This is a genomic window from Corynebacterium sp. HMSC062A03, assembly GCF_001811145.1.
Taxonomy (GTDB): Bacteria; Actinomycetota; Actinomycetes; order Mycobacteriales; family Mycobacteriaceae; genus Corynebacterium; species Corynebacterium aurimucosum.
The window spans coordinates 96,653-121,088 of the sequence record NZ_KV803651.1 but is presented as its reverse complement, the minus strand read 5'-3'; the positions used below and the strand labels follow the sequence as shown (position 1 = coordinate 121,088).

At 56.6% G+C, this 24,436-nt stretch carries 23 protein-coding genes; 3 read left to right on the top strand and 20 right to left on the bottom strand.

What is annotated here, in order from left to right; all coding sequences use genetic code 11:
* On the top strand, window positions 1–1,236 hold the full coding sequence (locus HMPREF2781_RS02855; protein WP_070644277.1) for a M20 family metallo-hydrolase: 1,236 nt from the start codon (window positions 1–3) through the stop codon (window positions 1,234–1,236).
* A 33-nt stretch (window positions 1,237–1,269) separates the two neighbouring features.
* Here HMPREF2781_RS02855 and HMPREF2781_RS02850 read toward each other — a convergent pair whose 3' ends face one another.
* The 5 genes from HMPREF2781_RS02850 to HMPREF2781_RS02830 all read right to left on the bottom strand — a co-directional run bounded on the left by HMPREF2781_RS02850 (window position 1,270) and on the right by HMPREF2781_RS02830 (window position 4,664).
* A complete protein-coding gene (locus HMPREF2781_RS02850) occupies window positions 1,270–1,716 on the bottom strand; it encodes a MarR family winged helix-turn-helix transcriptional regulator (protein WP_070644274.1) in 447 nt (148 codons plus the stop codon).
* Between the two features lie 55 nt (window positions 1,717–1,771).
* A complete protein-coding gene (locus HMPREF2781_RS02845) occupies window positions 1,772–2,167 on the bottom strand; it encodes an MmcQ/YjbR family DNA-binding protein (protein ID WP_236659315.1) in 396 nt (131 codons plus the stop codon).
* A gap of 233 nt (window positions 2,168–2,400) precedes the next feature.
* Window positions 2,401–3,201: an enoyl-CoA hydratase-related protein gene (locus HMPREF2781_RS02840; RefSeq protein WP_070644272.1), complete on the bottom strand. Its 801-nt coding sequence runs from the start codon at window positions 3,199–3,201 to the stop codon at window positions 2,401–2,403.
* Between the two features lie 3 nt (window positions 3,202–3,204).
* On the bottom strand, window positions 3,205–4,176 hold the full coding sequence (locus HMPREF2781_RS02835) for an NAD(P)H-dependent flavin oxidoreductase (RefSeq protein WP_070644270.1): 972 nt from the start codon (window positions 4,174–4,176) through the stop codon (window positions 3,205–3,207).
* 77 nt (window positions 4,177–4,253) lie between these two features.
* Window positions 4,254–4,664, bottom strand: coding sequence for an acyl-CoA thioesterase (locus HMPREF2781_RS02830; protein WP_070644268.1), 411 nt, complete (start codon window positions 4,662–4,664; stop codon window positions 4,254–4,256).
* Between the two features lie 87 nt (window positions 4,665–4,751).
* Between HMPREF2781_RS02830 and HMPREF2781_RS02825 the strand changes: the two genes are divergently transcribed.
* Complete coding sequence (locus tag HMPREF2781_RS02825) at window positions 4,752–5,933, top strand: acyl-CoA dehydrogenase family protein (protein WP_070644265.1); 1,182 nt, start codon at window positions 4,752–4,754, stop codon at window positions 5,931–5,933.
* Window positions 5,934–5,981: 48 nt separating this feature from the next.
* On the opposite strand, the gene HMPREF2781_RS02820 is transcribed toward HMPREF2781_RS02825, so the two are convergent.
* The 4 genes from HMPREF2781_RS02820 to HMPREF2781_RS02805 are packed head-to-tail and all read right to left on the bottom strand — an operon-like array spanning window position 5,982 to window position 11,293.
* Window positions 5,982–7,355 carry an NAD-dependent succinate-semialdehyde dehydrogenase gene (locus HMPREF2781_RS02820; RefSeq protein ID WP_070644262.1) on the bottom strand — a complete coding sequence of 458 codons (1,374 nt, stop codon included), beginning with the start codon at window positions 7,353–7,355 and terminating at the stop codon, window positions 5,982–5,984.
* Between the two features lie 8 nt (window positions 7,356–7,363).
* Complete coding sequence (locus tag HMPREF2781_RS02815; RefSeq protein WP_070644259.1) at window positions 7,364–8,884, bottom strand: APC family permease; 1,521 nt, start codon at window positions 8,882–8,884, stop codon at window positions 7,364–7,366.
* Window positions 8,881–9,771, bottom strand: coding sequence for a universal stress protein (locus HMPREF2781_RS02810; RefSeq protein ID WP_070644257.1), 891 nt, complete (start codon window positions 9,769–9,771; stop codon window positions 8,881–8,883). The genes HMPREF2781_RS02815 and HMPREF2781_RS02810 overlap by 4 nt, the downstream gene beginning before the upstream one ends.
* A gap of 13 nt (window positions 9,772–9,784) precedes the next feature.
* Entirely contained in the window at window positions 9,785–11,293 is a 1,509-nt protein-coding gene (locus HMPREF2781_RS02805; RefSeq protein WP_070644254.1) for a flavin monoamine oxidase family protein, read from the bottom strand.
* A 144-nt stretch (window positions 11,294–11,437) separates the two neighbouring features.
* Between HMPREF2781_RS02805 and HMPREF2781_RS02800 the strand changes: the two genes are divergently transcribed.
* Complete coding sequence (locus HMPREF2781_RS02800; RefSeq protein WP_083308510.1) at window positions 11,438–12,112, top strand: TetR/AcrR family transcriptional regulator; 675 nt, start codon at window positions 11,438–11,440, stop codon at window positions 12,110–12,112.
* A 112-nt stretch (window positions 12,113–12,224) separates the two neighbouring features.
* On the opposite strand, the gene HMPREF2781_RS02795 is transcribed toward HMPREF2781_RS02800, so the two are convergent.
* From HMPREF2781_RS02795 to HMPREF2781_RS02745, 11 genes are all read right to left on the bottom strand, one after another.
* Complete coding sequence (locus HMPREF2781_RS02795; RefSeq protein WP_070644248.1) at window positions 12,225–13,751, bottom strand: permease family protein; 1,527 nt, start codon at window positions 13,749–13,751, stop codon at window positions 12,225–12,227.
* Between the two features lie 104 nt (window positions 13,752–13,855).
* Complete coding sequence (locus HMPREF2781_RS02790) at window positions 13,856–14,974, bottom strand: alcohol dehydrogenase catalytic domain-containing protein (RefSeq protein WP_070446252.1); 1,119 nt, start codon at window positions 14,972–14,974, stop codon at window positions 13,856–13,858.
* A gap of 118 nt (window positions 14,975–15,092) precedes the next feature.
* Entirely contained in the window at window positions 15,093–16,811 is a 1,719-nt protein-coding gene (locus tag HMPREF2781_RS02785; protein WP_070644245.1) for a helix-turn-helix domain-containing protein, read from the bottom strand.
* Window positions 16,812–16,853: 42 nt separating this feature from the next.
* Window positions 16,854–18,500 (bottom strand): AMP-binding protein, encoded by a 1,647-nt coding sequence (locus tag HMPREF2781_RS02780; RefSeq protein ID WP_070644242.1) that lies wholly within the window; start codon window positions 18,498–18,500, stop codon window positions 16,854–16,856.
* Between the two features lie 16 nt (window positions 18,501–18,516).
* Window positions 18,517–19,308, bottom strand: coding sequence for an enoyl-CoA hydratase/isomerase family protein (locus tag HMPREF2781_RS02775; RefSeq protein ID WP_070644239.1), 792 nt, complete (start codon window positions 19,306–19,308; stop codon window positions 18,517–18,519).
* Window positions 19,301–19,732: an acyl-CoA thioesterase gene (locus HMPREF2781_RS02770; protein WP_070644232.1), complete on the bottom strand. Its 432-nt coding sequence runs from the start codon at window positions 19,730–19,732 to the stop codon at window positions 19,301–19,303. The genes HMPREF2781_RS02775 and HMPREF2781_RS02770 overlap by 8 nt, the downstream gene beginning before the upstream one ends.
* Complete coding sequence (locus tag HMPREF2781_RS02765) at window positions 19,725–21,311, bottom strand: sodium:solute symporter family protein (RefSeq protein ID WP_070644226.1); 1,587 nt, start codon at window positions 21,309–21,311, stop codon at window positions 19,725–19,727. The genes HMPREF2781_RS02770 and HMPREF2781_RS02765 overlap by 8 nt, the downstream gene beginning before the upstream one ends.
* A complete protein-coding gene (locus HMPREF2781_RS02760) occupies window positions 21,304–21,555 on the bottom strand; it encodes a hypothetical protein (RefSeq protein ID WP_070644224.1) in 252 nt (83 codons plus the stop codon). The genes HMPREF2781_RS02765 and HMPREF2781_RS02760 overlap by 8 nt, the downstream gene beginning before the upstream one ends.
* On the bottom strand, window positions 21,539–22,369 hold the full coding sequence (locus HMPREF2781_RS02755; protein ID WP_070644221.1) for an enoyl-CoA hydratase/isomerase family protein: 831 nt from the start codon (window positions 22,367–22,369) through the stop codon (window positions 21,539–21,541). Before HMPREF2781_RS02755 ends, HMPREF2781_RS02760 begins: the two co-directional genes overlap by 17 nt.
* Before the next feature lie 6 nt (window positions 22,370–22,375).
* On the bottom strand, window positions 22,376–23,248 hold the full coding sequence (locus tag HMPREF2781_RS02750) for a 3-hydroxyacyl-CoA dehydrogenase family protein (protein WP_070644218.1): 873 nt from the start codon (window positions 23,246–23,248) through the stop codon (window positions 22,376–22,378).
* 2 nt (window positions 23,249–23,250) lie between these two features.
* Window positions 23,251–24,429, bottom strand: coding sequence for a thiolase family protein (locus HMPREF2781_RS02745; RefSeq protein WP_070644215.1), 1,179 nt, complete (start codon window positions 24,427–24,429; stop codon window positions 23,251–23,253).
* Window positions 24,430–24,436 lie beyond the last annotated feature (7 nt).

Below are 24,436 nucleotides of genomic sequence, written 5' to 3'. Positions count from 1 at the left end.
ATGCGAGCAACCACCAACGAACAATTCCTGGCCGATTTCCAAGCCATGTCCGCCAACGGTGCCACTCCGGGCGGTGGCGTGGAGCGCCAAGCCGCCAGTGCCGGCGATAACCTCAACCGCGCCTGGTTCCACGAGGTCCTAGAGTCCCTCGGGGCGCGCGTCATCTATGACGAGATCGGGAACCAATACGGGCTCTTTGAGCTCGCCCCCGGCGCCGAGTACGTGGGCCTGGGCTCACACCTGGATTCGCAGCCCTTGGCAGGCCGTTTCGACGGTGCTTATGGCGTGCTGGCCGCAGCCCATGCTGCCGGGCGCGTGGCGCAGTCGGGCGCCAAGGCACGCTATAACCTGGCGGTCATCAACTGGTTCAACGAGGAGGGCTCGCGTTTTGCGCCGTCCATGATGGGCAGTTCCGTGTTCGTGGGGACGCTGGCGCTTGATCGCGCCCACTCCGCCACCGACCTTGCCGGCGTCACTGTGGCGCAGGCCCAGGAGGAAGCCGGTTGGTCCCCGCGCGGTGAAGCCCCGAAGCTCGCGGCCTATGCGGAGATCCACGTCGAGCAAGGTAAGGAACTTGAAGCTGCCGGCAACACGATTGGCCTGGTTACCGCCACGTGGGGTGCGAAGAAATTCCAGGCGGTGGTCTCCGGTGAGCAGGGCCATACCGGTTCCACTCTGATGGCCGATAGGAAGGATGCGCTCTTCGGCGCCTCCCTCATCATTGCTTCAGTAGAGCGCCTCACCCACGAATTCGCCGAAGGCCAGCTGCAGGCTTCGGTCTCGCAGCTAACACTGGAGCCGAACTCGCCCGTGACCATCGCCCGCGAGGTGCGCTTCAACGTGGATGTGCGCTCACCCTCCACGGAGGTGCTGGAGAAAGCCCAAGCGCGCCTGCAGGAGATTATCGCCGAAGCAGAGGAGGAATCACGCACCTCGGTCGAGCTATCCCCAACGCACGAGTGGGCACTCAACCCCTACCCAGCAGCCGGCGTGGCGCTCGCCCAGGAGGTCGTGGAGGAGCTGGGCTACTCGCACCAGGAGATCTACACGGTGGCCGGCCATGACTCGACCAACCTCAAGGAGGTGGTGCCGACGGTCATGCTCTTCATCCCCTCCGTCGACGGCATCTCACACAACGAAAAGGAATTCACCACGGAGGAAGACTGCGTGGCTGGGCTGGACGTGCTGGCGCACGTGGCGCAGCGCCTCGTGGAAAACGGTTGCGGGGAGGATTAGGCCCCTAGCGCGGTCCTGCACTAGTCATCCGCGCTAGTCCTCATCACTCCACGGCACATACCCGAAAGCCTTCAGCGCGGTCTCGAACCCACGCTTCATGGTGGTTAACTCTTCCTCGCTGAACTCATAGGTGCGCAGGCGCGCCGGGCCGGTGAGGGGGACGTGGAGCAGGAAGCGCCGGCCTTCCTCGGTGATGCTGCACAGGCGGCGGCGCAGGTCCTCTGGATCATCGTCGATGGCAATGAGCTCGTCACGCACCAAGCGCTTGACCGCCTGCCCGATGGTGGCGGGCTGCCAACCCAGCTCCTTGCGCAGTTGCAAGATGGGAATGGGGCTCTTCTTATCAATGAGCCGGAGGAGCGAAAGGTGCGAACCGGTGATGCCGTACTCGCGGCGTGCTTCGGTATCGAAGCGCGCGCGGGCGCGCTCGAAGCGGCGGTATTCCGCGATGGTCTCATCGATGAGGTCAAAATCCGTCACGTGATCAAGCCTAAGAGCTCGGGGTTGGTGGCCGCAAATGTTTATAGCGGCAACTCTATCCAAAGGTGGAGGGATCGATGGGGCGTTGTGAACGGGGGAGCTTTTCTACTACGAGGCGGTACGAGTCCGTCACGAGTTCGGCCAGAAGTTTCGGGGTCAGCTGGGGAGCTGGGTGCACCGACACCCAATGTCTCTTATTCATGTGGTAGCCGGGCGTGATGAAGGAGTGCTCGCTACGCAACGCTTCTGCATCCAGGGGATCGGCCTTGAGGATGGCCTGCTGGCGGCCAGTGACCGCAGTGAGAAGGAGGAAGACCTTGCCGCGCACCTTAAACACGTCCCAGTCTGGTCCAAAAGGATGCGTCAGCGTGGCGCCAGGGAGTTCCATGGCGTGGGCGGTGGCACTGGAGTGAAGGTCCAGGGCGCTGGAGCCGCTTGAGCAGGAGTTCATGTGAACCAGACTAGGTGAAAACACCGTTGGGCCCCGTCCTCCGATTCCTCGGGGAGGGGCCCAACGGCGTCTCTATCAAGTCCCTCCAACTATCAGCCATTGGCCGCCCTCTGGAGGGTGAGGGGTTCTCTCTCTCGCATGCGCTCTCTCAAACGCACAAGACAAAGTATGGCGGGCGACGCTGGAATCACCTTGTGCTCTCCCTGGCAGTTTTCTGCTAGTCAAAACTGGCCCTAATCAAAGCGTGCGGGACGCTTCTCCAGAAAAGCCATGACGCCTTCCTTGTGCCCGTCCGAATCCATCTGCGCGTACTGCGTGGGCTCCTCCCACGCGAGCTGCTCATCGAGCTGCCCTAGGGCTGTGCGGTTGATGGCCTCCTTGGCCTTGGCCAGGGCATCGCGCGGCGCGATGTGCAGGCGCTGCGCTAGCTGCAGCGCGGCCTCGAGGGCGTGGCCCTGGTGCGCGCGTTGGGCGACGATCCCAGCTGCCTCCGCTTCGGCGACACCGAGCTTGTCCTGGAGAAGTGCCAGTGCAAGTGCGCGGTGACGCCCGACGGAGGCGAGCGCGGTGAGGCTTACGCCGCCGTCGGGGATGAGGCCAATCTTGCCGAAAGGCAGCGTGAAATAGGATTCTTCACCAGCGACGATGAGATCACAGGCGAAGGCTAGCGAGGCACCTGCGCCAGCGGCCGCGCCTTCGACGGCGGCGAGGACGGGAATCTCGGCGGCCTGGATTTCGGTGACAAGCGCATTGAGCTGCGGCAGCATGGTGGACTCGGCAGGGTTAGGAGCTTTTCCCGCGGCCTGCGCGGCGGCTGCTGAGTGTGCGGCGGCGACCAGATCCGCGCCGGCGCAAAAGGCCGTCTCATCACCGGTGATGATGAGGGCGCGGACGGAGGGGTCTTGGGAGGCGGTGGCAAGCGCTGCAGAGAGTGCGAGACAATGCTCCTTGGCAATGGCATTGCGCCGCGCGGAGTTGTTGATCTGGGCTATGAGCGCTGAGCCTTCGCGGTGGGTGAGGATGGCGTCGGTCATGGATTAGTCCTTAACAAGCTCGGTGAGGGAGGAAATGATGCGTGCGGCATCGGCGGAAATGCGAGAGACGATGTCAGAACACGGAGCGACATCGTGGATAAGTCCCTGCGAGGTACCGCAGGTCCACACGCCGGCATCCAAATCACCAGTCTCGTAGACGGCACGGCCGCGCTTACCGGCGACGAGGTGGCGGATATCCTCGAAATCAGCGCCTTGGGCGAGGCGCTCGGCCACCTCATCGCTCACGGCATTCTTGGCCACGCGTGTGGAATTGCGCAATTCGCGGAGGATGAGCTGGGTATCCAGCTCGCTGCGCTCCACGATGGCTTGCTTGACGTTCTCATGCACTGGGGCTTCCGTGGAGGCCACGAAGCGGGTGCCCATGTTGATGCCCTCGGCGCCTAATGCCAGTGCGGCGGCTAGCCCGCGGCCGTCCGCGAAGCCGCCCGAGGCCACGATGGGAATGTCGAGTTGGTCGGCGGCGGCGGGGATGAGGACGAGGCCCGGGATATCATCCTCGCCAGGGTGGCCGGCACATTCGAAGCCGTCGATGCTGACGATGTCCACGCCGACTTTCTGGGCGCTGAGCGCGTGCCGCACGGAGGTGCATTTGTGGATGACAGTGATGCCAGCATCCTTGAAAGCCGGCATGTGGTCCTTGGGGTTGTTACCGGCGGTTTCTGCGATCTTCACGCCTTCCTCAATGATGACGTCGCGGTATTCCGCATAGGGCGGTGGGGTAATTGCAGGGAGCATGGTGAGGTTGACGCCGAAAGGCTTGTCGGTGAGCTCGCGGGTGCGGCGAATCTCGTGGCGCAGATCCTCCGGGGTGGGCTGGGTGAGCGCGGTGACGACGCCGAGGCCACCGGCGTTAGATACGGCTGCGGCGAGTTCGGCACGGCCGACCCACTGCATGCCGCCTTGGATGATGGGATGCTCGATGCCAAGCATCTCGGTAACACGGGTGGAAATCATGAGCGTTGTGCTCCTTCGTGGTGGGAAAGCGTGGGGGAGTGATGACTGAGTTTCTGAACTAAAAGGGCAGTGAATGGTTATTCGGAAAAATGGGCACGCAGGCGCTCGATAAGTTCGTCCGGCAGGGCGATGGGGCGGCGGGCGGAGACGTCGATAAGTACCAGCGTCGCTGTGGCAAACACGCACGGGGTGCCATCCTGAATGAGTTCGTGGGCGACTTGATAGGAGGTGTTTCCGATGCGGGAGATCCACACGCGAGCCTCGATGGAATCGGTGTAGGTGAGCTCGGCGTCATACTGGACTTCGAGGGATCGCACCACGTGAGCATAGGAATCGGTGGCGACGGGATCGGTGAGAGTGGCGGCTGCACGGACACGCGCCTCCTCCAGGAGGGTGACCACTGTGGCGTTGTTGACGTGGGCGTTGGCGTCTTGGTCGGACCACCGCAAGGCGAGGGGTATCGGGATGGCGTTGGCGGGCGCGCGCATTGTTCCTCCTGGGGCAAGCGGGTAGAGTGATGCACACTACTATACATACGAATTGTGGTTCGTTGCTCGAATCGTGAGGAGAATGCCATGACAGATCTTCTGGGAATCGATGCTCTGCTGAGTGAAAAAGAAAAAGCTACCCGCGACCGCGTTGCCGCACTGGTGGATGAACACATTCGGCCGCATGTGGGGCAGTGGTACGAGGATGCGGTGCTGCCAGAGTCGATCTTCCCGGTGCTCGCGGAGGCCGGTCTGTTCGGAATGCATCTGGAAGGCTATGGCTGCGCCGGGTGCTCCGCGGTTGAATACGGACTAGCCATGCAGGAGCTGGAAGCAGGGGACTCCGGTATCCGCACGGTGGTATCGGTGCAAGGATCGCTGGCAATGTCGGCGATTTATAAGCACGGCTCGGAGGATCAAAAGCAACAGTGGCTTCCCAAGATGGCCGCCGGTGAAGTCATCGGTTGCTTCGGGTTGACGGAGCCGACTGCCGGTTCGGACCCGGCAAGCATGGCGACGGTGGCGCGCTACCGCTCTGGTGAATGGGTCATTGATGGTGCGAAGCGTTGGATCGGTTTGGCGAGCGTTGCTGGGGTAGCCATCATCTGGGCGAAGGTTTCTGAGGAGGACGCGGCGGCTGCCGGGGTGGAAGCGGGCGTGCGCGGGTTCATCGTGCCGACGTCTACGCCAGGCTTTAACGCCACCCCAATTACCCGCAAGCTGTCCATGCGCGCTTCCATTCAGTGCGATATTGAATTGGGCAGCGTTACTCTGCCTGCTGATGCACTGCTGCCCAAGCATCCAGGGCTCAAGGGTCCGTTTATGTGCTTGAACGAGGCTCGCTTCGGCATCAGCTTTGGCGCTTTGGGCGCTGCTCGTGATTCTTTGGAGGCGGCTCTGGCCTATGCCAAGGAGCGCAAGCAATTCGACCGCTCGCTGGCGTCCTTCCAGCTCACCCAGCAGAAGCTGGTGGACATGGCGGTGGAGCTGAACAAGGGGCAGTTGCTGGCACTGAACCTGGGCCGCGCCAAGGATGCAGGCACGCTGGAGCCCTACCAGATTTCGGTGGGCAAGCTGGCTAATTGTCGCACCGCCATCGACATTTGCCGCCAAGCCCGCACCATCCTGGGCGGCAACGGTATCACCGCGGACTACTCGCCGCTGCGCCACGCCGCCAACCTGGAATCAGTGCGCACCTACGAGGGCACCGATGAGATCCACACGTTGATTCTGGGGCGCGTGCTGACGGGGGAGCAGGCGTTTAGCTAGAAATAAGCCCGAAACCTCTCCTCCAAGTGGTTTCGGGCTTAACTATTTCTAGTTGGCGATGAAGTACATCTGCTTATTGATGAATTCTTCGATACCGAGTGAGCCAAGTTCGCGGCCGAAACCTGAACGTTTGACACCACCAAACGGCAGTTCAGGGCCTTCACCAGTCGGGGTGTTGACATTGCTCATTCCAGAATCGATGCGTTCAGCAATAGCTTGGGCTCGCTTGGAGTCTTGAGAGAACACCGCTGCTCCGAGTCCGAAAACATTGTCATTCGCTATCTCGAGTGCTTCTTCATCGGTCTTAAACTTGTAGACAGTGGCTACAGGACCAAAGAACTCCTCGTAGTAGGAATCGCTGCCACGGGGAATATCTGTGATTACTGCTGGGGAGATGTAGGCTCCTTCATCAGAAAGCTCTCCGCCAACCAACAATTGACCGCCGGCTGAAACAGCGCGGTCGAGCTGGTCTTTGAGATTCTCTGCGGCGCTACGGGAAGAAAGCGGAGCATACACAGTTCCGCCGGCAGCATCTGGCAGCCCCGGCTCCATGTGCTGCGCAAGATTGACTAGTTCTTGAACAAACTCGTCATAAATGTCTTCTGCGACAATGAGCCGCTTGTTTGAATTGCAGGCTTGGCCAGTGTTGTACATGCGTGTTCCCCAAGCGAGCTCAGCTGCAGCTTTGACATTGTCCGTGTCGAGGATGATGTACGGGTCTGAACCACCAAGCTCGAGTACGGCTTTCTTGAGGTGCTCGCCAGCTTGAGCGCCAACGATAGCCCCAGCACGTTCGGAACCGGTAAGGGAAACTCCCTGAACGCGGGGGTCGGCGATAAAGGTGGAGATTTGCTCGTGGGTTGCAAAGACGTTGGTATAAACCCCTGTGGGAACGCCAGCATCGAGAAAGATCTTTTCGATCGCCAGAGCAGAACGCGGGCAAATCTCCGCGTGTTTAAGGATAATGGTGTTTCCAGCGACAAGGTTGGGACCTGCAAATCGCGCTACCTGGTAGTACGGGAAGTTCCACGGCATGATGCCGAGCAGCGGTCCGAAGGGGCGGCGGCGAATATACGCTTTACCGTCAGCCTCCGTGGGGATTTCCTGATCCGCGAGGAACTTTTCCGCGTTATCCGCGTAGTACTGGATAATGGCAGATGAAAACTCGGCTTCTTCGACGCCTTCAGGCAGAGGCTTGCCCATCTCTTCAGCAATGATGGCGGCGAGCTCATCCTTGCGTTCTTCGAACAGTGAGGCTGCCTTGGCTACAATCTCTGCTCGTTTTGCGACGGGAGTCGTAGACCACTCTGTGAAAGCCGCAGACGAAGCTTCGAGGATTGGCTCGATGGCAGCATTATCTAGCGCATCGAAGGTTTCAACGATTTCGTTGTTGGCTGGGTTCTGGACACGGTACTGAGACATTTTTCCTCCTAGGAAAAGGTTGGGGTGTTATCTGAACTGGAATCACTACGGCTAATCACTGAGCCGGTGAAGAAATCGGGATTGCGTAAACGGGTAATCATCATGAGGATCAGGCCAAGCACTAGGATGCTGGCCCCTAAGATGAATACGATTCCGACGCCTCCGAGGGAAGAACCAGAGCCAAAGCTCGGGTCCATGGAGTCATAGGCGGTGATGAAAAACATGATGAGCAAGAAGCCACCGCCCAGCAGCGGGTATAGGAACTTGAAGAAGAAGTTTCGCACTGAAGTGAAGAGCTCTTTTCGGAAATACCACAGACAGGCTACTGCCGTGATCCCGTAATAGAAGCAAATCATGAGACCAAGAGCAGCAATTGTGTCCCACAGTGCATTCTCCGAGAGCACCCTTGTAACGGCGTAGAACGTACCCGAAACGGCGGTTGCGATAATCGTTGCGACGGTTGGAGTCTGAAACCTTGGACTGATTCGCGCCAATTGTGGGGGAAGAGCTTTGTAGTAGCTCATTGCAAGAATCGTACGGGCGGGACTAACAAGCGTGGACTGCAGGGAAGCAAACGAACTAGCTAGAACCGAGATATAAATGAGGATGGCGAACGGGCCCATAATCGGGTAGGAAAGCACCGCAAAAATGGATTCCTGATTATCGGGGTTACCAGCGCCTAGTCCATTTTCACCGATTCCTGCCCACGCCATGACAGCCACCGCTGTAAGAACATACAAGATGATTGTGATGATGATTACGACGGTAGCCGCTCGTCCAGGAGTCTTTTCTGGGTTCTTGGTTTCTTCATTCATGGTTAGGGTGACATCCCAGCCCCAGAACATGAAGATGGATAGCGAGATGCCGGCTGCGACCACCGAGAAATCCTTCATCTCGAATGGGTTGAACCAACTGAATTGAATGGGAGTGAAGTCAAAGCCATCTCCGTTGTATGCCCGCCATAAAGCTGCAATGTCGAAGGAGAGAATCGCGATGATTTGAATTGCGACGAGGATGTACTGCATCTTCTGCGTTGTATCCATACCCCGATATGCAACCCAAGCTGCAGCAATCAAGAACACAAGGGTTGTTGGAATATTCACCCAGAGGTTCCGCGTGAGTTCAGCAAGCTCGGGCCTACCTGCAAGCTGTGCGATGAGCAGGTAAAAGAAGTCGACGGCTACGGCGGCCAGATTAGACAGGACCAGAATCGTAGCGGCGATAAGGCCCCAGCCACCCATCCATCCGACCCAGGGACCGAAAGCTTTTGTTGCCCATGTGAAGGTGGTACCGGAATCAGGAGCACGGTTGTTAAGCTCGCGGTAGGCAAAAGCAACAAGCAGCATTGGAATAAAGCCCAGAATGAGGACGGCTGGAACGAAGACACCCACCGCCGAAATAGCAGGTCCAATTCCCGAAGTGAGGGTATATGTTGGTGCTAAGCAGCTGATGCCAATGACAACTGCGCCGAGCAAACCAACTTTACCGACTGCCAGACCTTTGTCTGAAACTGTTGGTTGTTCACTCATGAGCGTTCACCTCCTTTCAGCGTCATGTAGCCCGAAGGGACAACAATTGTTGGAACCGGTACATGCTTGAGGATTCGATTTGCGGTAGCGCCCAAGAAGAGCCGACCTTCACTGGCAATACGTGCTGAACCAAGCACAGCTACTTCGCCTTCTTTCCAGCTAAGGTTTTGTAGCGCTGACTGGACACTTGCTCCCGATGTGGTGATGCGCGACGCCCGGCCTTTGGAAACCGCGTCTTGGATCGCCTCGGAAAGCTGCTGCTCGAAAGTGACCCCGGAATCTTCTCCGGAAATCTTCAAAGTAATGATGCGCAACGGGACTTCTCGACGGAATGCGCGGTCGAGCCCGATAGCAGCGACATCTGATCGTCCTTGTCGCGGGCCGACAAGCGCAGAAACGCCCGTTATCGGTCCGGGATATGAATAGCCTTGGGGAGCTAGCGCGACTGGGACTTGCGCTGTGTAAAGCAAAGAGCTGGCTACTGTACCGATGCGGAATCGGTTCAAGAGTCCGCCTGAGCGTGCTCCGACGATAATAAGATCGCACTCAAGTTCTTGCGCAGCGTCATTCAAGGCGAGCGCGGGATCGGTTCCCTCCACAACGTGCCACGTCGCAGAGATATCAGAAGGAAGACTCTCTAGTGCGGCGGTGAGACGCTGTTGAGTTTGCTTTCGCACGATTGCGTTGTAGCCAGGGTCCTGAGTCTGCACGCCAAACCCTTGGGGGGTAATTGGCGAAACGACAGAGACTAGTTTTAGGGTGACTTGGCGCTCGCGTGCGAGAGCGATTCCCAAGTTGAGTGCATCGTGGCCATCACTGGTATCGATATAGGCGACGAGCAAGGAGCCGCTAGTTTTGCGGCGTGGAAAATCGGTGAGTGGATTCATTGACAGTCACCGCTTATCCCTGCCCAATGATCTGCTGCGCAACGGTTTCGCCGATACGTACCGCGCCGTCGACGTGCTGGTAACCTGCACCAGCGATGTCAGAGGAAGAGTAATAGATCGGCCCGGTTGGTTGGTTTTGGAGATGGCCCCACCGCGATAATCCACCCAAATCGTAAGATGTTGCGTAAGCTCCGCGAGTCCATTCTTCAGCCGCCATATCGGAGAGGAAGAATGCGATGGGATTCTTTACCTTGTCACCAAGGTAAATGGACATTGCATCGAGGATTCGCTCCTTGCGTTCTTCAGCGGTGAGCGCCCACATTTCCTCGGCGTAAACATCGGAGACGAAGCCGACTAATGTGCCGAAGGTATCTTCCTTTCCTTCCTCCCCGCCTGCGAAGTTCTTTCCGTAATTTGTGTTGTCATAGATTTCGGCAACAAGTCGATCTCCGCCGAATGCAGTACCGGATAATCCGTCTTCGCGCCAGAAGGGGGTTTCATAGACAGCATGAACTTTAATCACTAAGCCCATGGAAATGTGCTGGTGGGCAACATGCTGCTCGCGTGGTAGCGGTGGCACATAGGAAATGCGATTGTAGAGGTTGGGCGGAACCGCAAGGATTGCGTATTGAGCATGGACAGTTGCTCGGTCTGAGTAGGCGGTTACGGTGCCGGGGCCGCCGTTGTTGGTTACACCGTTGCGGACATCCGCTTCAACATTATTTGGGGCGTCTGCCGTCGAGGGATCTGGCGTAGCCCACTCGAGAGTACGTACAGGTGAGCTCAAGATGACGTCGTCACCGAGCTCCTCAGCCATCGCTATGGAGACGGACTGCATGCCGCCAACGACGCGCTTGTCAAGCAAGAAGTTTTCATCAACAAGGTTGTCGAATGAGCCGGCCGATGAAGCCATGAGGGCTGCTTGGAGCACGGAAAAAGTCCGAGAAGGCTTGGTGAGCATCCCTGAGGAAATGTAGAGGGAGATGTTGTCGATTGCCTCGGAATCGTCGGAAAGGCTCTCTAGCCAGTCGCGGAACGATAGGCTGTCTAATTCCTTTGCGCGTGGGTGCTCCCAAGGGGAATCCGCGTCGACTTCCTCGGCTAGCTGATTAAGCTTACTAATCAGCCGATCCATTTCTGCAGCAGTTTCCTTTGAGGTCGGGAACGTATCTCCTTCGAACTCGTGTCGCGTGCCATCCGGGGAAACATAAACCGACTTTCCTTCGCGGTAGCGGTCGAAGGTTTCGAGACCAAGCTCTTCTACGAGCTCTGTCAGTCGTGTTTGATCGGGCGAGATCCACTGACCGCCGATTTCGATGAAATGCTCGGTGCCTTGGGCATCAAGCACCTTGCCGCTCCATGTTCGGCCGCCGACACGATTGCGCGCTTCGAGAACGCAGACTGACTTACCTGCCTTCTTTAGGGTGCGGGCAGCCATAAGACCCGAAGCGCCGGCGCCGACGATTACAACATCAACTGTGCGCTCTTCGGCGCTGGTATTACCATTTGGTTGTGTGACCATTGGAGTTTTTCTCCTTCGCGTGCAGTAGGTATGCGGGGGAGGGAACCTTCGTATGAACGACGGTGCTCCAGCGTTAAATTAAACCCTTTAATTTAACGCTGTGACTACAGTAACAAAGTTGCGGAGAGAATTGTAGGGATCACAGTGGAAAAAGTTTCGCGCCCCAAAGGGCGTCCGGTTAAAGCACTGGTAAACCGGCAGAAAATTGCCTCAGCCGCATTGCACATTGTTGAGCGCAAAGGGCTTGAGGCTCTATCTATGTCAGCGGTGGCGAGATCTATGAAAGTGAGCACCGCAGCGCTCTACAATCACATTTCAAATAAGGAAGAGTTATTGGCGTTGGTGCAGGATGACATCATTGCCAAAGTTGATATCTCAGTGCTCCAAGGTGCGCTCGCAGGCGAGATTTCGGCAGTGGATGCGCTTCGACAATGGGCATGGTCTTATCGTGACATTCTGGCTGCCAACATCCCTCTAATTCGCGTGATTACCCAGCTTCCTCTTTATGGATCGCCACAAACGATTGCGATGTATGAAGCACTAGTTCAAGTGATTTCACTTGCTGGTGTACCTGAACGGGATGTTATTACGAGATTGGTTGCAATTGAGGCATTGGTTTTTGGCTCTGCCTATGACGTACATGCCCCCTTGAATATTTTTGCTTCACCGGGGCCCGAGGATAGTGCTTTAAATAAGATGAATTCGATTTACTTGGCGCAGTTTAGAGAACAATCATCTAACGAAAAAGAACAAGCTAGACTTCGTGCGGACAGGTCCTTTGAGGCGGGGCTGGAAGCGCTTATACAAACGCTCCTATAGACGCCATGGCGTCTTGATCAATGCAATCGTGCCAACGATCGCGTAGCCCTCCCCGGTGTGTCGTATGACCGGGGAGGGCAAAAATAGGTACTCGAAACTGCCTAGCTAAGTTCTACCTGGGCTTTTTAAGGTCCGTGTCTTTCGGCTTCGGGGCGTTCGGATCGATCGGGCGGCCATCAGCATCCAGATCATTGAGCTCGGCCAGTTCGGTGAAGTCGGCCTGCGCGTCGGCGAAGCCTTCCTCCGGATCAATTTCATCGAAGTTGCGGATGGTGCCGTCGCGCTCGTCCTTGAACATGTCCTTGCCGTAGACGACGAGCACCATGATGATGCCGGCAGCGAAGCCCCAGGCGGCTCCCTGGGTAGCGAGAACGCCGGCGGTGACACCTGCGATGCCAAGATCCTTTTGGTTCTTGGATTCCATGATGCCCACGCGCACGGACACGAAGCCCTGGATGATGAGAGTCAGCGCCAGACCCACCGGCAGGATGGGCTCAACGAAGGAGGTGATCGGCAGCAGCAGAAGACCCACGTTGGTGCCCCAACGGAAGGAGCCCGCACCGCCGAAGATGGTGCGCATGGCGCGCTTGCCCTGCTTGTAGCGCTCGACGATGACCACGTGCATTGCCGCCCACAGCGGGCCACACATGGCGACGTCCGGTCCGATAATGGACATCAGCATGTTGCGGCCACCAAAAAGCAGGTGTGCGCGCGACGGGCTGTAGACCACGGCTTCGTCCGTGCGGACGTGGTCGGCTTCTTTGAGCACTGCGTTGGCCTGCAGGACGTCACCGAAGACGACGATGTAGGCAGCCAGCACCGTGGGGATGGCGGTAAGGAACATGTGCGCCGGCGGCAAACCAACGCCGAAGACGGTGTACTCAGACCACAGAGTGATGAAGTCCGGCTTGGAGAAACCCCACTCCACGTCCGGCCAGGGAGCCTCGCCAGCTAGCGGTGCGACGAAGACCGCGACGAAGATAGCAGGCAGGATGCCTAGCGAAGCCAGGAAGCGCCAGCCGGCGGCTTTCTGTCGCAGGGCTTGGAAGCCACGGGAGTACATGAGGAAGAAGGCCACGGCCACCGCGATGGTGATGGTAATGGGGAAGGAGTGGAAACGTCCGCCTTCCTGGAACACCGAGATGATGGCAGCGATACCAGCGCCAAGGACGATGCCGGAGCGCAAGCCAGAGGGGATGAGGCGGACGACCTTCGATGCCCATCCCGTTATGCCTAGCGTTAAGGAGAATATGCCCAGCATGAGCTGGAAGCTGATCAGCGCCCAGATGCGCTGCTCACCCTCCGGGAAGGTCTGGATGTAGACCGTCAACAGTGGAATGGCCGGGGTAATCCAGCCGGGAACAACTGGGTCGCCCAGGATGTGGTGGGTGAGGTAGAGAAGGCCATTGAGCATGACGACGGCCAGCGCCGCTTCGTAGGGCATGCCGAGGGCCTCGGTCATCAGGGGGATAGCGCCCAGGTCGACCACGCACATAAACAGGCCTTGGGCGAAGTCCGGCCATTCCATGCGGTAGTGCACGAAGGGGAGGCGGACATCGAAAGGCCCCATCTTCCAGTGGGGCGAAGCTTGACCGATGCCCTGGTCTTCAGGTTCGGTGGCTTCGGTGGTTTCGGCCATGACGGCCTCCTTTCAAAGAAAAGGGACCAAGCCCAGCGGGCGTGAAGCGCGCGGGGCTTGGTGAGGAAAGGTGAGAGATTTGTTGAGGTTTAGCCGAGCTCTGTTTAGTCGAACTCGATGATCTGGCGCAGGGCTGCACCGTCGGAGAGGCGGTCCATGGCGGTGTTGATGTCCTCGAGCTTGATGTGATCAGAGATGAGGGCCTCTGCGTTGAGCTTGCCCTCACGCCATAGCTGTTCGTACTTCGGGATATCCTTCGACGGAACGGAGGAACCCAGGTAGCAGCCGTGCACGCGGCGTGCTTCACCGGTCATTACGAGCGGGTCGATGGTGATGGTGGAGCCCGGTGCCGGCAGGCCAACGGTGACGGTCAGGCCGCCCGGTGCGGTGACCTTGTAAGCGGTCTCCAGTGCCTTCGGGTGGCCGGCAGCCTCCACGACGGCGGTGAACTTCTTGCCGGACTCTTCGGCTTCCTGTGGGGTCATGGCGGAGGTGGCGCCGATTTCGAGGGCCTTCTCGCACTTGTCCTTCTGCATGTCGATGCCCACGATCTCCTTCACGCCGAGTGCAGCGGCGGTAATGATCGCGGCCATGCCCACTCCACCGAGGCCAACGACAGCGATGCTGTCCTCCGGCTTCGGATCAATCTCGTTGAGGACGGCGCCGCCACCGGTGAGGATGGCGCAGCCGAGGATAGCGGCGATGTCCGCCGGGACATCGGAGCCCACCGGTACGACGGAGAGCTCGGAGACCACGGCGTGGGTGGCGAAGCCGGAGACACCGAGGTGGTGCTGAACCGTCTCACCGTTGCGGGTGAGGTGGCGGGTGCCGCGGATGAGGGTGCCCTCGTTGTTGGTCTTGGAGCCAACCTCACACGGCATCTTGCCGTCGGTCTTGCAGCCGGCACACTCGCCGCAGCGCGGGAGGAAGGTCATGACCACGTGGTCGCCAACCTTGACGTTGGTAACACCCGGGCCGATTTCCTCGACGATGCCGGCGGACTCGTGGCCTAGCAGCATCGGCAGCGGACGGGGGCGGTTGTTGTTGACCACGGAGAGGTCGGAGTGGCAGAGGCCGGCGGCGGTGATCTTGACCAGAATCTCGCCCTCGCCGGGAGCGGAGAGCTCGAGCTCGCTCACGGTGATGGGCTGAGAGTCGGCGTAGGGGCGCTCATCGCCGGAGCGCTCCAGAACGGCGCCGCGAATGGTAATCGTGTCAGACATTGATACCTCCAGACATCGGATGGGGTTAATGCATCGCAATGTACGCCACGTCACGTCGGAGAGGGCGAGAACAGCATGGGAAAAACTACACCCAATATATGCGCAGGTGGAGAATTCTCTACCTACTGAGTGTGTGGGCTCGCAGCGCCACAAAGATATCGAGCCCGCGCTGGCCCACGGCCCACTCATCTCCCATGAGCTCAGCGATCCGGTCGAGTCGCTGGCGCACCGTATTGGGGTGGATAAACATGGCGCGAGCTGTTTGCGGGATGCTGTGGCCGGAGAGCAAGTAGTGGTGCGCGGTATCGGTCAGCTCCGTGGAATGCTCTGCGTCATAACGCACCAACGGGCCGATCGTGCGCGTGGACAGCGCGCTCAACGCCTGCGGGTCCGCGCCCAAGATGAGGCCGACGGTGCCCAAGGTATCTTCGGTGACTAAGCGGCCTTGTACGCCGAGCGCTAAAGCTGACTCCAAGTAGGCCATAGCGGAATCGTGGGCGCTGCGTGCCGAATCCAGCCCGTCGAAGCCGATGGCAGAAACCGTCAAGTCAGAAAACTCAGACAGCAGCGGGGCCAGTGCCTTATCAATTGCTCGATCCGGCTGGTACAGCACGCACACGTGCTGGTCGTGGTGTGTGATAGCGGCATTTCCCGGCAGAAGGTGCTCTAGTTGCGGGCGAGTTGGCAAACTCTTTGCCGAGTGTAAGCCGACGAAATAGAGCTGTACCGAAGAATTCAGGCTGATTCCCGTTAGGTGGCGCAGACGAGCGATCTCCTCGCGCCCAGCATTACCCAGAGCCACGGCGTAGACGAGGTCATCGACTTTGCGCGCGGTGGCGTCGACAAGCGCTTCTGCAAAAAGAGCAATCGCAGTAAAGGCAGCGGAGGCATGGCTGATGACGCGCAGTTCGGCATCGCTGAGCTCTTTGTCCACGCCAATCGTGCCTAAGGCCCGCCCGTTGAACTCCACGGGGAAGGTACTGGTTGGGGGAGTGTTCGGGGCACCTTCCGTGGTCCACAGCATCACCGGTGCATCGAGGCTTTCAGCCAACACGCGTTCGAGTTCCTCAAAACTCGCGTTATTCATCAGCACGTGGAGCAGCTGCGTGTTGACGTCATTGAGCCACTGCAGTTCTTCGACATGGCGGCTGAGCGCAATCTGGGAGCGGGTCAACTCGGCCACGGATTCGCCTTGGCTCTCGATGACTTGCGCATTCTCCAGCGCCACGGAGGTAATAGAGCCGAGCACCTCGAGGGCCGCGATCTCCTCGTGCGTGTAGTGGCGGGGGTGGCGGTCGCCCACCAGCAGCGCGCCAATCGTGCGCCCGGCGATGCGGATCGGGGCGCCGAGGATTCCGCGGATTCCTTCGGCTTCTACCGCGCGGTCCACGTAATCCACGTGCGTGACGTTGGGATCTGCGGAATGGTCATAGGTCCACGCTGGGCGGTTGGTGGCGGCCACGATGCCGAGGACTCCGGAGCCCATCGGCATGTTGATTGTGCGGAATTCCTCCGTGACGACACCGCTGGTGGCCAGCACCTTGGTAAAGCCGGTGTCCTCATCGTTGAGGCTGAGATAGCCCACGTCGGTGCCGATGGTGGAGCGCGCGTGGCGCACGATGGCCTGGAAGATATCAGTGGATTCGCGGCCGGAGTTGAGCATGTGGGAGACGTCGAGCAGTTTGGTCGACATCACCCGCCATGTGTGGTTGGCGCGCATGGTCTCCTCGATGGCCCGAAGCGCGCCAAGCTCCTCGGCCGCCAATTGCTCGCGCAGCTCGTCGGGGACACGGGTGCCAGTGCTTAGGTGGTTTAGAATCTCGCCAAACTCGCTCATGATTACATGCAGTGTAGCCGGGATTGGCGCCACTATGCTTATCTATTCGCGCAGCTTAGCCCGCAACATCTTGCCAGTCGCAGTTTTGGGGACCTCGTCGATGAATCGCACTGACCTTGGATACTTGTAGGCAGCCATATTCTCCTTAGCCCAAGAAATGATCTCCTCTTCAGAGGTCACTCCCTTGTATTCGGGACGCAGCACGATGAAAGCTCTGACGGATTCTCCTCGTCGGTCGTCCTGGTAACCAACGGCCACGGCCTGCTGGACTGCAGGGTGGTCTTGGAGATACTTCTCCACTTCTTCTGGGAAGACCGAATAACCATTGGATTTGATCATCTCTTTGAAGCGACCTTCGAAGAAGAGGTAGCCATTCTCGTCCAAATATCCCATGTCGCCTGAGAAGTACCGTCCACCGATTTTCGCAGCTGCAGTGGCTTCTGGCTTGCCCTTATAGCCGAGAAAGACTGCTGGGCTTTCTACACTGATTTCTCCTAGTTCGCCAGGGCTAAGCTCACGGTTGCGGTCTTCCGGATCAGTAATCTTGATGTCGGTCTGGAAAGTAGGCCGCCCAGTGCTTCCCCAAACGATCTGGTCAGGAGGAGTCATCGTATCCGCAGTATGAGTCTCGCTCATTCCGTAGGCAAACTCAAAGAAGTCCTGACCGGTTTGTTCTTTCCACTGGTCGGACAGTGATTCCGTGATTTGTGAGCCAAAGCTCGTACCCATGCAGACACGAAGCCTGTCCATTTGAGAAGCACGATCCGTAGCTAGGATTTCAGTATTCATCGGCGGCGTTGTGTATGAGACCGTCATCCCGTACCGAGATGCCATAGTTACGAAGTCCTCACCATCGAAGCGCGCTTGAAGAATCATCGAAGCACCCGCAACGAAGACAGCAGACATTCCAACAATTTTTCCAGCCACATGGAAAATCGGCATCGAGGCGGAAACCTTGTCAGACGGTGTATATCCAAAGTTAGCTGCGACGCAGTTAGCTTTAAAAGTGCAGTTTGTGTAAGACAGCATTGCGCCTTTGGGCAACCCGCTAGTACCGGAGGTGTAGATGATTAGAGCGCAGTCTTCATCAAGGTTGATTTCTGGCTTAAGGAGAGACTCAACTTCGTCCACAGGATCGCTCTGTGCCGTTGCCTTCTCCCAAGAAATATGGTCGAGCGCAGTCGTACGCCGGTCCGGCATACGGAAGTTGAACTCCTGTGAGTGCTCTTCGCGATCTAGAGCATCGTCGAAAGAAGTGACGATCAAAGTATGAACTGAGGTTTCGTCTGCCTTTTCATATTCGACGAGCAATTCTTCGCTAGCGATGAGTGCAACTGCTTCCAGGTCGTTGAGCTGATATGACAGTTCTTTTGCTTTGAGCATGGGGTTGCAAGGGCTGACGACCGCGCCTAGCTTCTGAACAGCAAGATAAGAAATCACAAATTGCGGACAGTTTTGCATGTAAAGCGCGACTACGTCTCCAGTCCTGATCCCCTCGTGGGCCAAGGTCGTTGCTAGCGCCAATGCTTTTTGCTCAAGCCATCCATAAGTGAATTCAGACCCGTAAAAATAGATTGCGGTTTTCTCTGGGGTATTTTCGGCGTGCTCCGAGAAATACTGAGCCAAAGTTTGCGGCTTGAAGAAGGTCAGACCTTCATCCGGAACGTATGTGGTCAATGGCTTGGTCATGATAGTCCTTTCTTGTTTAGCGGCCGGTGAAATAGGGGTCCCTTTTTTCGCGGAACGCAGTACGGCCCTCGATGTGGTCTTCGGTAAGCGTTGACGAGACCGTGGAGTGGGCCTGCATGAGCCACGCTGCACTTTCATCGAGATGCTGAGTTGCGCCCATGGTTTTCTTCATGAGCGAAATGGACTTTGTGGGCAGTGACGCTAGCTGCTTAGCAAGAGACTCTGCTTCAGCATCCAAGTCTTCGGGCTCACAGATTGTCGATACGAGTCCGAAGTTTGAAAGTTCGGACACAGGAACAAATTCCCCCGTTAGTAACAGTCTGTTTGCGAAAAGACGGTTTGTTAGGCGTGGGAGCAAGGTTGTTCCCGATGAGAAGCCACGGAGTACGAAGGGAAGGCCGATCTTGGTGTTCGAAGACGCGACGATGAAGTCAGAGGCAAGCGCAAGCTCTAGCCCGGCTCCCATAGCAAATTTGTGCAATACCGCAACAACAGGTTTCGGGCATTCACGAATCGCAGTGCAGACTTTTGGGTAACCGTCCAAGAATTCTCGAATCTTGTCCTCCGGCACGGGACAGTTGTCTGTGCCCATATCGATGAGGTCATCACCTGCGCAGAAAGCTTTGCCTTCTCCGCGCAGAATAATCGCTCGAACATCGGGATTATCGCCCAGTTCCGCGAGCGTAATTTCAAGGCCACGCAGCATTTCGAACGTTAGAGCGTTGAGGGATTCGGGTCGGTTGAGCGTTATTGAAGCAATAGAACCCTCAGTTTCAACCACCACGCTATCGGTGAAAGACTTAAGCATCACTGGCTCCTTGTTGATTAGATTCGTTTGGCTGCGCGCTAAGGTGCGCGGACAGTTTTACTCGAACCGGCTCGGGTACTTCCTCTGGTCTTCTGGTGCGCGGGTCAACGTTTACATAGGTCACCTCAGATTCAACGCACAGTTCACCTTCTTGGTAGAGCTCCTCATGAAGGGTCACTGAAGTTCTGCCAAGACGCGAAATCGACGTGTGGATTGCGACTTCCGGTACCCAATTCACTTCTTTTAAGAAGTTCAATTCGTAGCGAACAACGAGAAGCGTCCAGGGATCTGTCGCAAGATCAGGGTCAAACTCGGCGAAGAAATCTCTGCGCGCAGCTTCGAACCAGGCAGGAAACTTCGTATTGTTTATGTGCCCAACCGCGTCAGTTTCGTTGAAGCGCGGCGTGATAGTCGTCTTATACATTGTTTCCCTCTTTGGAGACTGATCCAGAATTCGACGTTTCGAAGGAGCTCTCGTTGGCATCAGCGTAGGGCTGTGTTCCATTCAGCTCCGCCATGGCGATGCGATTAAACTCCTCCGCTTCAGCGTCAGTTACCTCACGGCTGTGAGCGATTGTGATGCGTCGAATTTGCTCTGGAGTCGCAGGCTTGAAGATGTAGGCGCTAATGATGCAAGCAACAGCGGACAAAGGCAGAGCGAAGGCAATCTCGGATAGCGGTGGAAGATCGAATCCAAAGAGAAGTACAAGGTATGCGATACCACCGACGCTGGCACCGACGAAAGCGGCACTACCGCTAATTCTGCGCCACCAAATTCCGAGTAGCGTCGGGAAGAAAAGGGAGGAAGCGAGGAGGCCCATTGCTGCTGAGTACAGAAGGGTAAGGAATTGCGGCGGATTTAGAGAAAGAACTAGCGTGAGTACGCCAAATCCTAGAATTCCGAGCTTGGTAATCTTACGCTTTGTCGCATCGGACGTGCTCGGCTTAAGCTGACCGATCAGGTCGTAGGAAAGAGCTGCGGCCAATGCAAGGAGCATTGCCGAGACAGAAGACATAACAGCAGCAAAAATTCCTGCGAATGCTAGACCTCGAAGCCAATTAGGTACCGCCTGGTCCAAGAAGAGGAGGAAAGCTCCATCGCTTTGCTCAATGTCCTGTCCACCAGTGAGGATAATGGTTCCTGCGATGACGAATACACACGTAGCAATAGACGTAATGACGTACAGCCCCAGTCCTAGTGCCAACGATGCACGCCCTGTTTGCTCGTTCTTTGCAGCGAAGATACGCATCACCGTGTGAGGGAGAACCGCATTACAAGTTGCCCAAATCAAGAAGGCACCGATATATGCAATCGGAGGATAGGTTTCAGCGCCTGTCCATTCCGGGCGAAGGCCTTGGGCTACCTCATAGACTGAAAATCCGCCGTTTGAGTTAACTGCGATGAACCCAGTTGCAACAACTACGCCGATCATCATGACCCCCTGAAGGAAATCAGTCAGCGTAACAGCCTTCATACCTCCGGCAAATGTGTAGAACACGTAGACAGCGCCGATAAGGACAACGGACCAGTTATACGGGATGCCGAAAATTTGTTCTCCGATCAAGCCGCCGATCTTCATCTGTGCGACGATGTATGCAGTTAGCGTACCGATGAGAACGATTGGTACGACTAGGTTCATCGCGCGGTGGTTGTATCGAGCCTTGATGAGTTCAGGAACAGTAGCCACATTCATATTACGAAGGACTTTTGCGAGGAAGAACGTCGTAATGAGATAACCCAGCGCGACGCCACCGTTGTAGGCAGTGATGTATCCCCAGCCAGCTGAATAGGATAGGCCGATGTTTCCGAGCATAGTTCCGCCGGTCGCGAAAGCAGCGAAGATTGCGAAACCATTGATCCAAAGGCCGACACCGCCGCCTCCGGTCAGGAATGACTTGGCAGAAGAGTCTTCATTCTGACGGTGCGCATAAATACCAATGCCGACAGTCAGGGCCATGTAAACGATCAGTATGGCCAAGGGCAGAATATTCTCTTTAGGCATTGTGAACATCTCCATCGTCATTCTTGTTGACGACAAGATCGACGAGCAGAATGATAAGGCTCAAGACCATAATGGCTACGAGAACGTAGTTGACTAGGGTCGTGCCGCTGATCATGGTGTTAAAGCTCATCGGCAGGAAGGCGAAGACAGAAAGCGCGATGATGAACACTGTCGAACCAAGGTGGAATTTCGATGGCTTAAAGAAGCCAAGGTCGTCGGTGTTCGGACTATTTTGTTGGGGCATGAGATTCTTCCTTTTCGGTTGAGATAGAGACAGAACTGTTGAAATTGGGGGCTCGCTTATCGAGGAATGCCGACAGCCCTTCAGCACGGTCAGAATGGCTGAAGGCCATTCCTTGTGAAAGCTGCTCCTGTTGGTGCCCGCCTAGCACACCTGTTTTGATGGATTCCCGCGCAACACGTTGAGCTAGCGGTCCGTTTTCATTAAGCACGTGGCAGATCTCCATCGCTGTTGCGACCGGATCATCACTGATGCGGGTGATGACTCCCCATTGCAGCGCAGCTTCAGCATCGAGTTCTTTGCGTGTCAGAATGAGGTCTAAAGCGATAGCTTTACCGGCGACCTCACGAAGCCGTTGGGTACCACCTGCACCCGGAATGATTCCTAGTCCTAGCTCTGGAAATGCGAAGCGAGATTGCGGATCCGCAATACGAATGTCACACGATAGAGCTAGTTCGAAACCGCCTCCTAGTGCCAATCCGTTAACCGCTGCAACAGTGGGCTTGGGGTAGCTCTCAATTCGCTTGTAGAGCTCTGCCATCGGATACTCATTGACAACCTGCCAGGGCGACAGCTGAGAAAGTTCCTTGATATCTGCTCCAGCAGCGAATGCTTTATCGCCAGCGCCGGTGAAGATGACGGCTTGCACTGCGTCGCAAGATTCCCACTTATCCAGTACCGAGTTAATCGCATTAAGAACTTCAGTGTTTAATGCGTTGAACTGCCGGGGCCGGTTAATAGTGACGATCCCGATCCCGGATTCATGTGAGGACTCGACTACGTTAGCTGGGTTCGTTGAGTTTTCGTTATTAGACATACTCACTCACTTCTCCTTCTCGTACACGTAGAACCCTTGGCCAGACTTACGTCCAAGGCGTCCTTCCTGATAGAGACGCGTAAGGGTTTGAGAAGGGCCCTTAGAAGGGGCACCGGAGTCCTCAGCTTCTAATACCTTGATGCCGTAATTGACATCGATTCCGGTTAGGTCAAGCAATTCGAAGGGGCCTAGCGGGTGGTTAAGCCCTGCCTTGACAGCGGTGTCGATCTGTTTAAAGTCCGCAATCCCGTTTTCGTATAGGGAGATTGCTTCATCGAAAATCGCCGCAAGGATTCGGTTCGTGATGAAACCGAAAATCTCCTTCTCCAAACGGACCGGCGTTTTGTCGATGCTCTCGACAAATTCGATGGCTCGGTCGACAGTATCCTCTGAGGTGTGGTCGCCTTTGACCACCTCCACAAGAGGCAAAACCAGGGCCGGGTTGAAGAAATGAATGTTGCACAGACGAGAAGGATGGTGGACTTCGCTAGCTAACTTCGAAGAGACGATGCTGGACGAGTTAGTGGCAAGAATCGCTTCTTTGGGGGCGTACGATGAAATCTCTGAGAAGAGCTTCTTCTTTGCTTGCAGGTCTTCGATGATTGCTTCAATGATGAGGCTGGCGTTGGAGCAAGTTTCTTCGAGACTGGTTTCGTACTTTAGCCGAGCGAAAGCCTGGTCAACTTCGTCTTGTGTGATTTTTCCCTTAGCTAGCTTCTTGTCCATCAGCTCGTGTAGAAGGGAATCGGCACGGTCGAGTTGGTCAGTATTGATGTCGTAAAGCGTTACTGTGTATCCCTTGAGTGCGCAGTGAAAGGCAATCTGTGCACCCATAGTTCCAGCTCCGCAGATGGCGACACTAGATTCAGCTGGATTCATTGCTATTTCTCCTCCACGATGATTTCAGTAGCGATTCCTTGACCGCCGCCTATGCAGGCTGAGACGATTGCTCGGCCTCCGCCTCGCTCGGAAAGCTCGGTGATTGTCTTCTGGATTAGGACGGTGCCTGTGGCGGCAATAGGATGTCCATGGGCAATTGCGCCGCCCAGTGGATTTATGTTGTCCACGTCGAGGGCAAGCTCTTTTGCGCAGGCAAGCACTTGACTCGCGAATGCCTCATTGATTTCGATGAAGTCGTAGTCAGAGATATTCCGTCCGGTTTGCTTGAGTATTGCCTGAATGGCAGGTACCGGTCCAATTCCCATATAGTTCGGGTCAACGCCAACGACAGAACTTTCTCCGATGCGTGCCAAGGGGGCGAGGTCGTGGTGCATTGCCTTATCTGCTGAAACGATGCAAACTGCTGCAGCGCCGTCGTTAATTCCCGAGGCATTCCCGGCAGTAACAGTGCCTGAGGAAATAAAAGCAGGGCGTAATGCTGCTAATTTTTCTGCGCTGGTCTTAGGCCGAGGGTGTTCATCGTGTTCCACCGGTCCATGGCTAGAGGTCTCAGTCGGAATTAGGAAATGCGAGTATTTCCCTTGCGATTTTGCTTTTGCATATTTTTCTTGACTTCTTAAAGCAAATTCATCCTGTTCTTCCCGCGAGATGGAGTATTTTTCTGCAAGGTTCTCAGCTGTTACTCCCATTGTGGGATCGCCTATTTCAGCTGTAGAGAGCTCTCGGCGAAGGAAACTCGGGGGTGTGGCATCGTACGCCCGCTTTGCGCGTGATAATTGGAATGGTTCGTTAGTCATACTTTCCATTCCTCCTGCAATGTAAACTCCGCCGTCAGAGGCCACGAGCTTTCCAGCAAGCGTTACAGCATTGATTCCTGATCCGCATTGCCGGTCGATCGTAAGTCCCGGAGTATTTACAGGCAGTCCTGCGCTAAGCGCCGCGACGCGAGCAGGATTCCCATAATGGGAAAGCGTATTTCCCATGATGACGTCGGTTATAGCCTCGTCATTCAAAAGTGCGTTAATGCTTGGATTGTCGATTAAGGCTTTGATGGCACGTGCACCAAGCTGTACACCATCAAATTCGGCCAGGGTTCCTCCCTTTCTTCCGATAGGGAGACGTGCGCCGGCGACAATAACTGCATCGCTGGGGCTCGACATGATTACT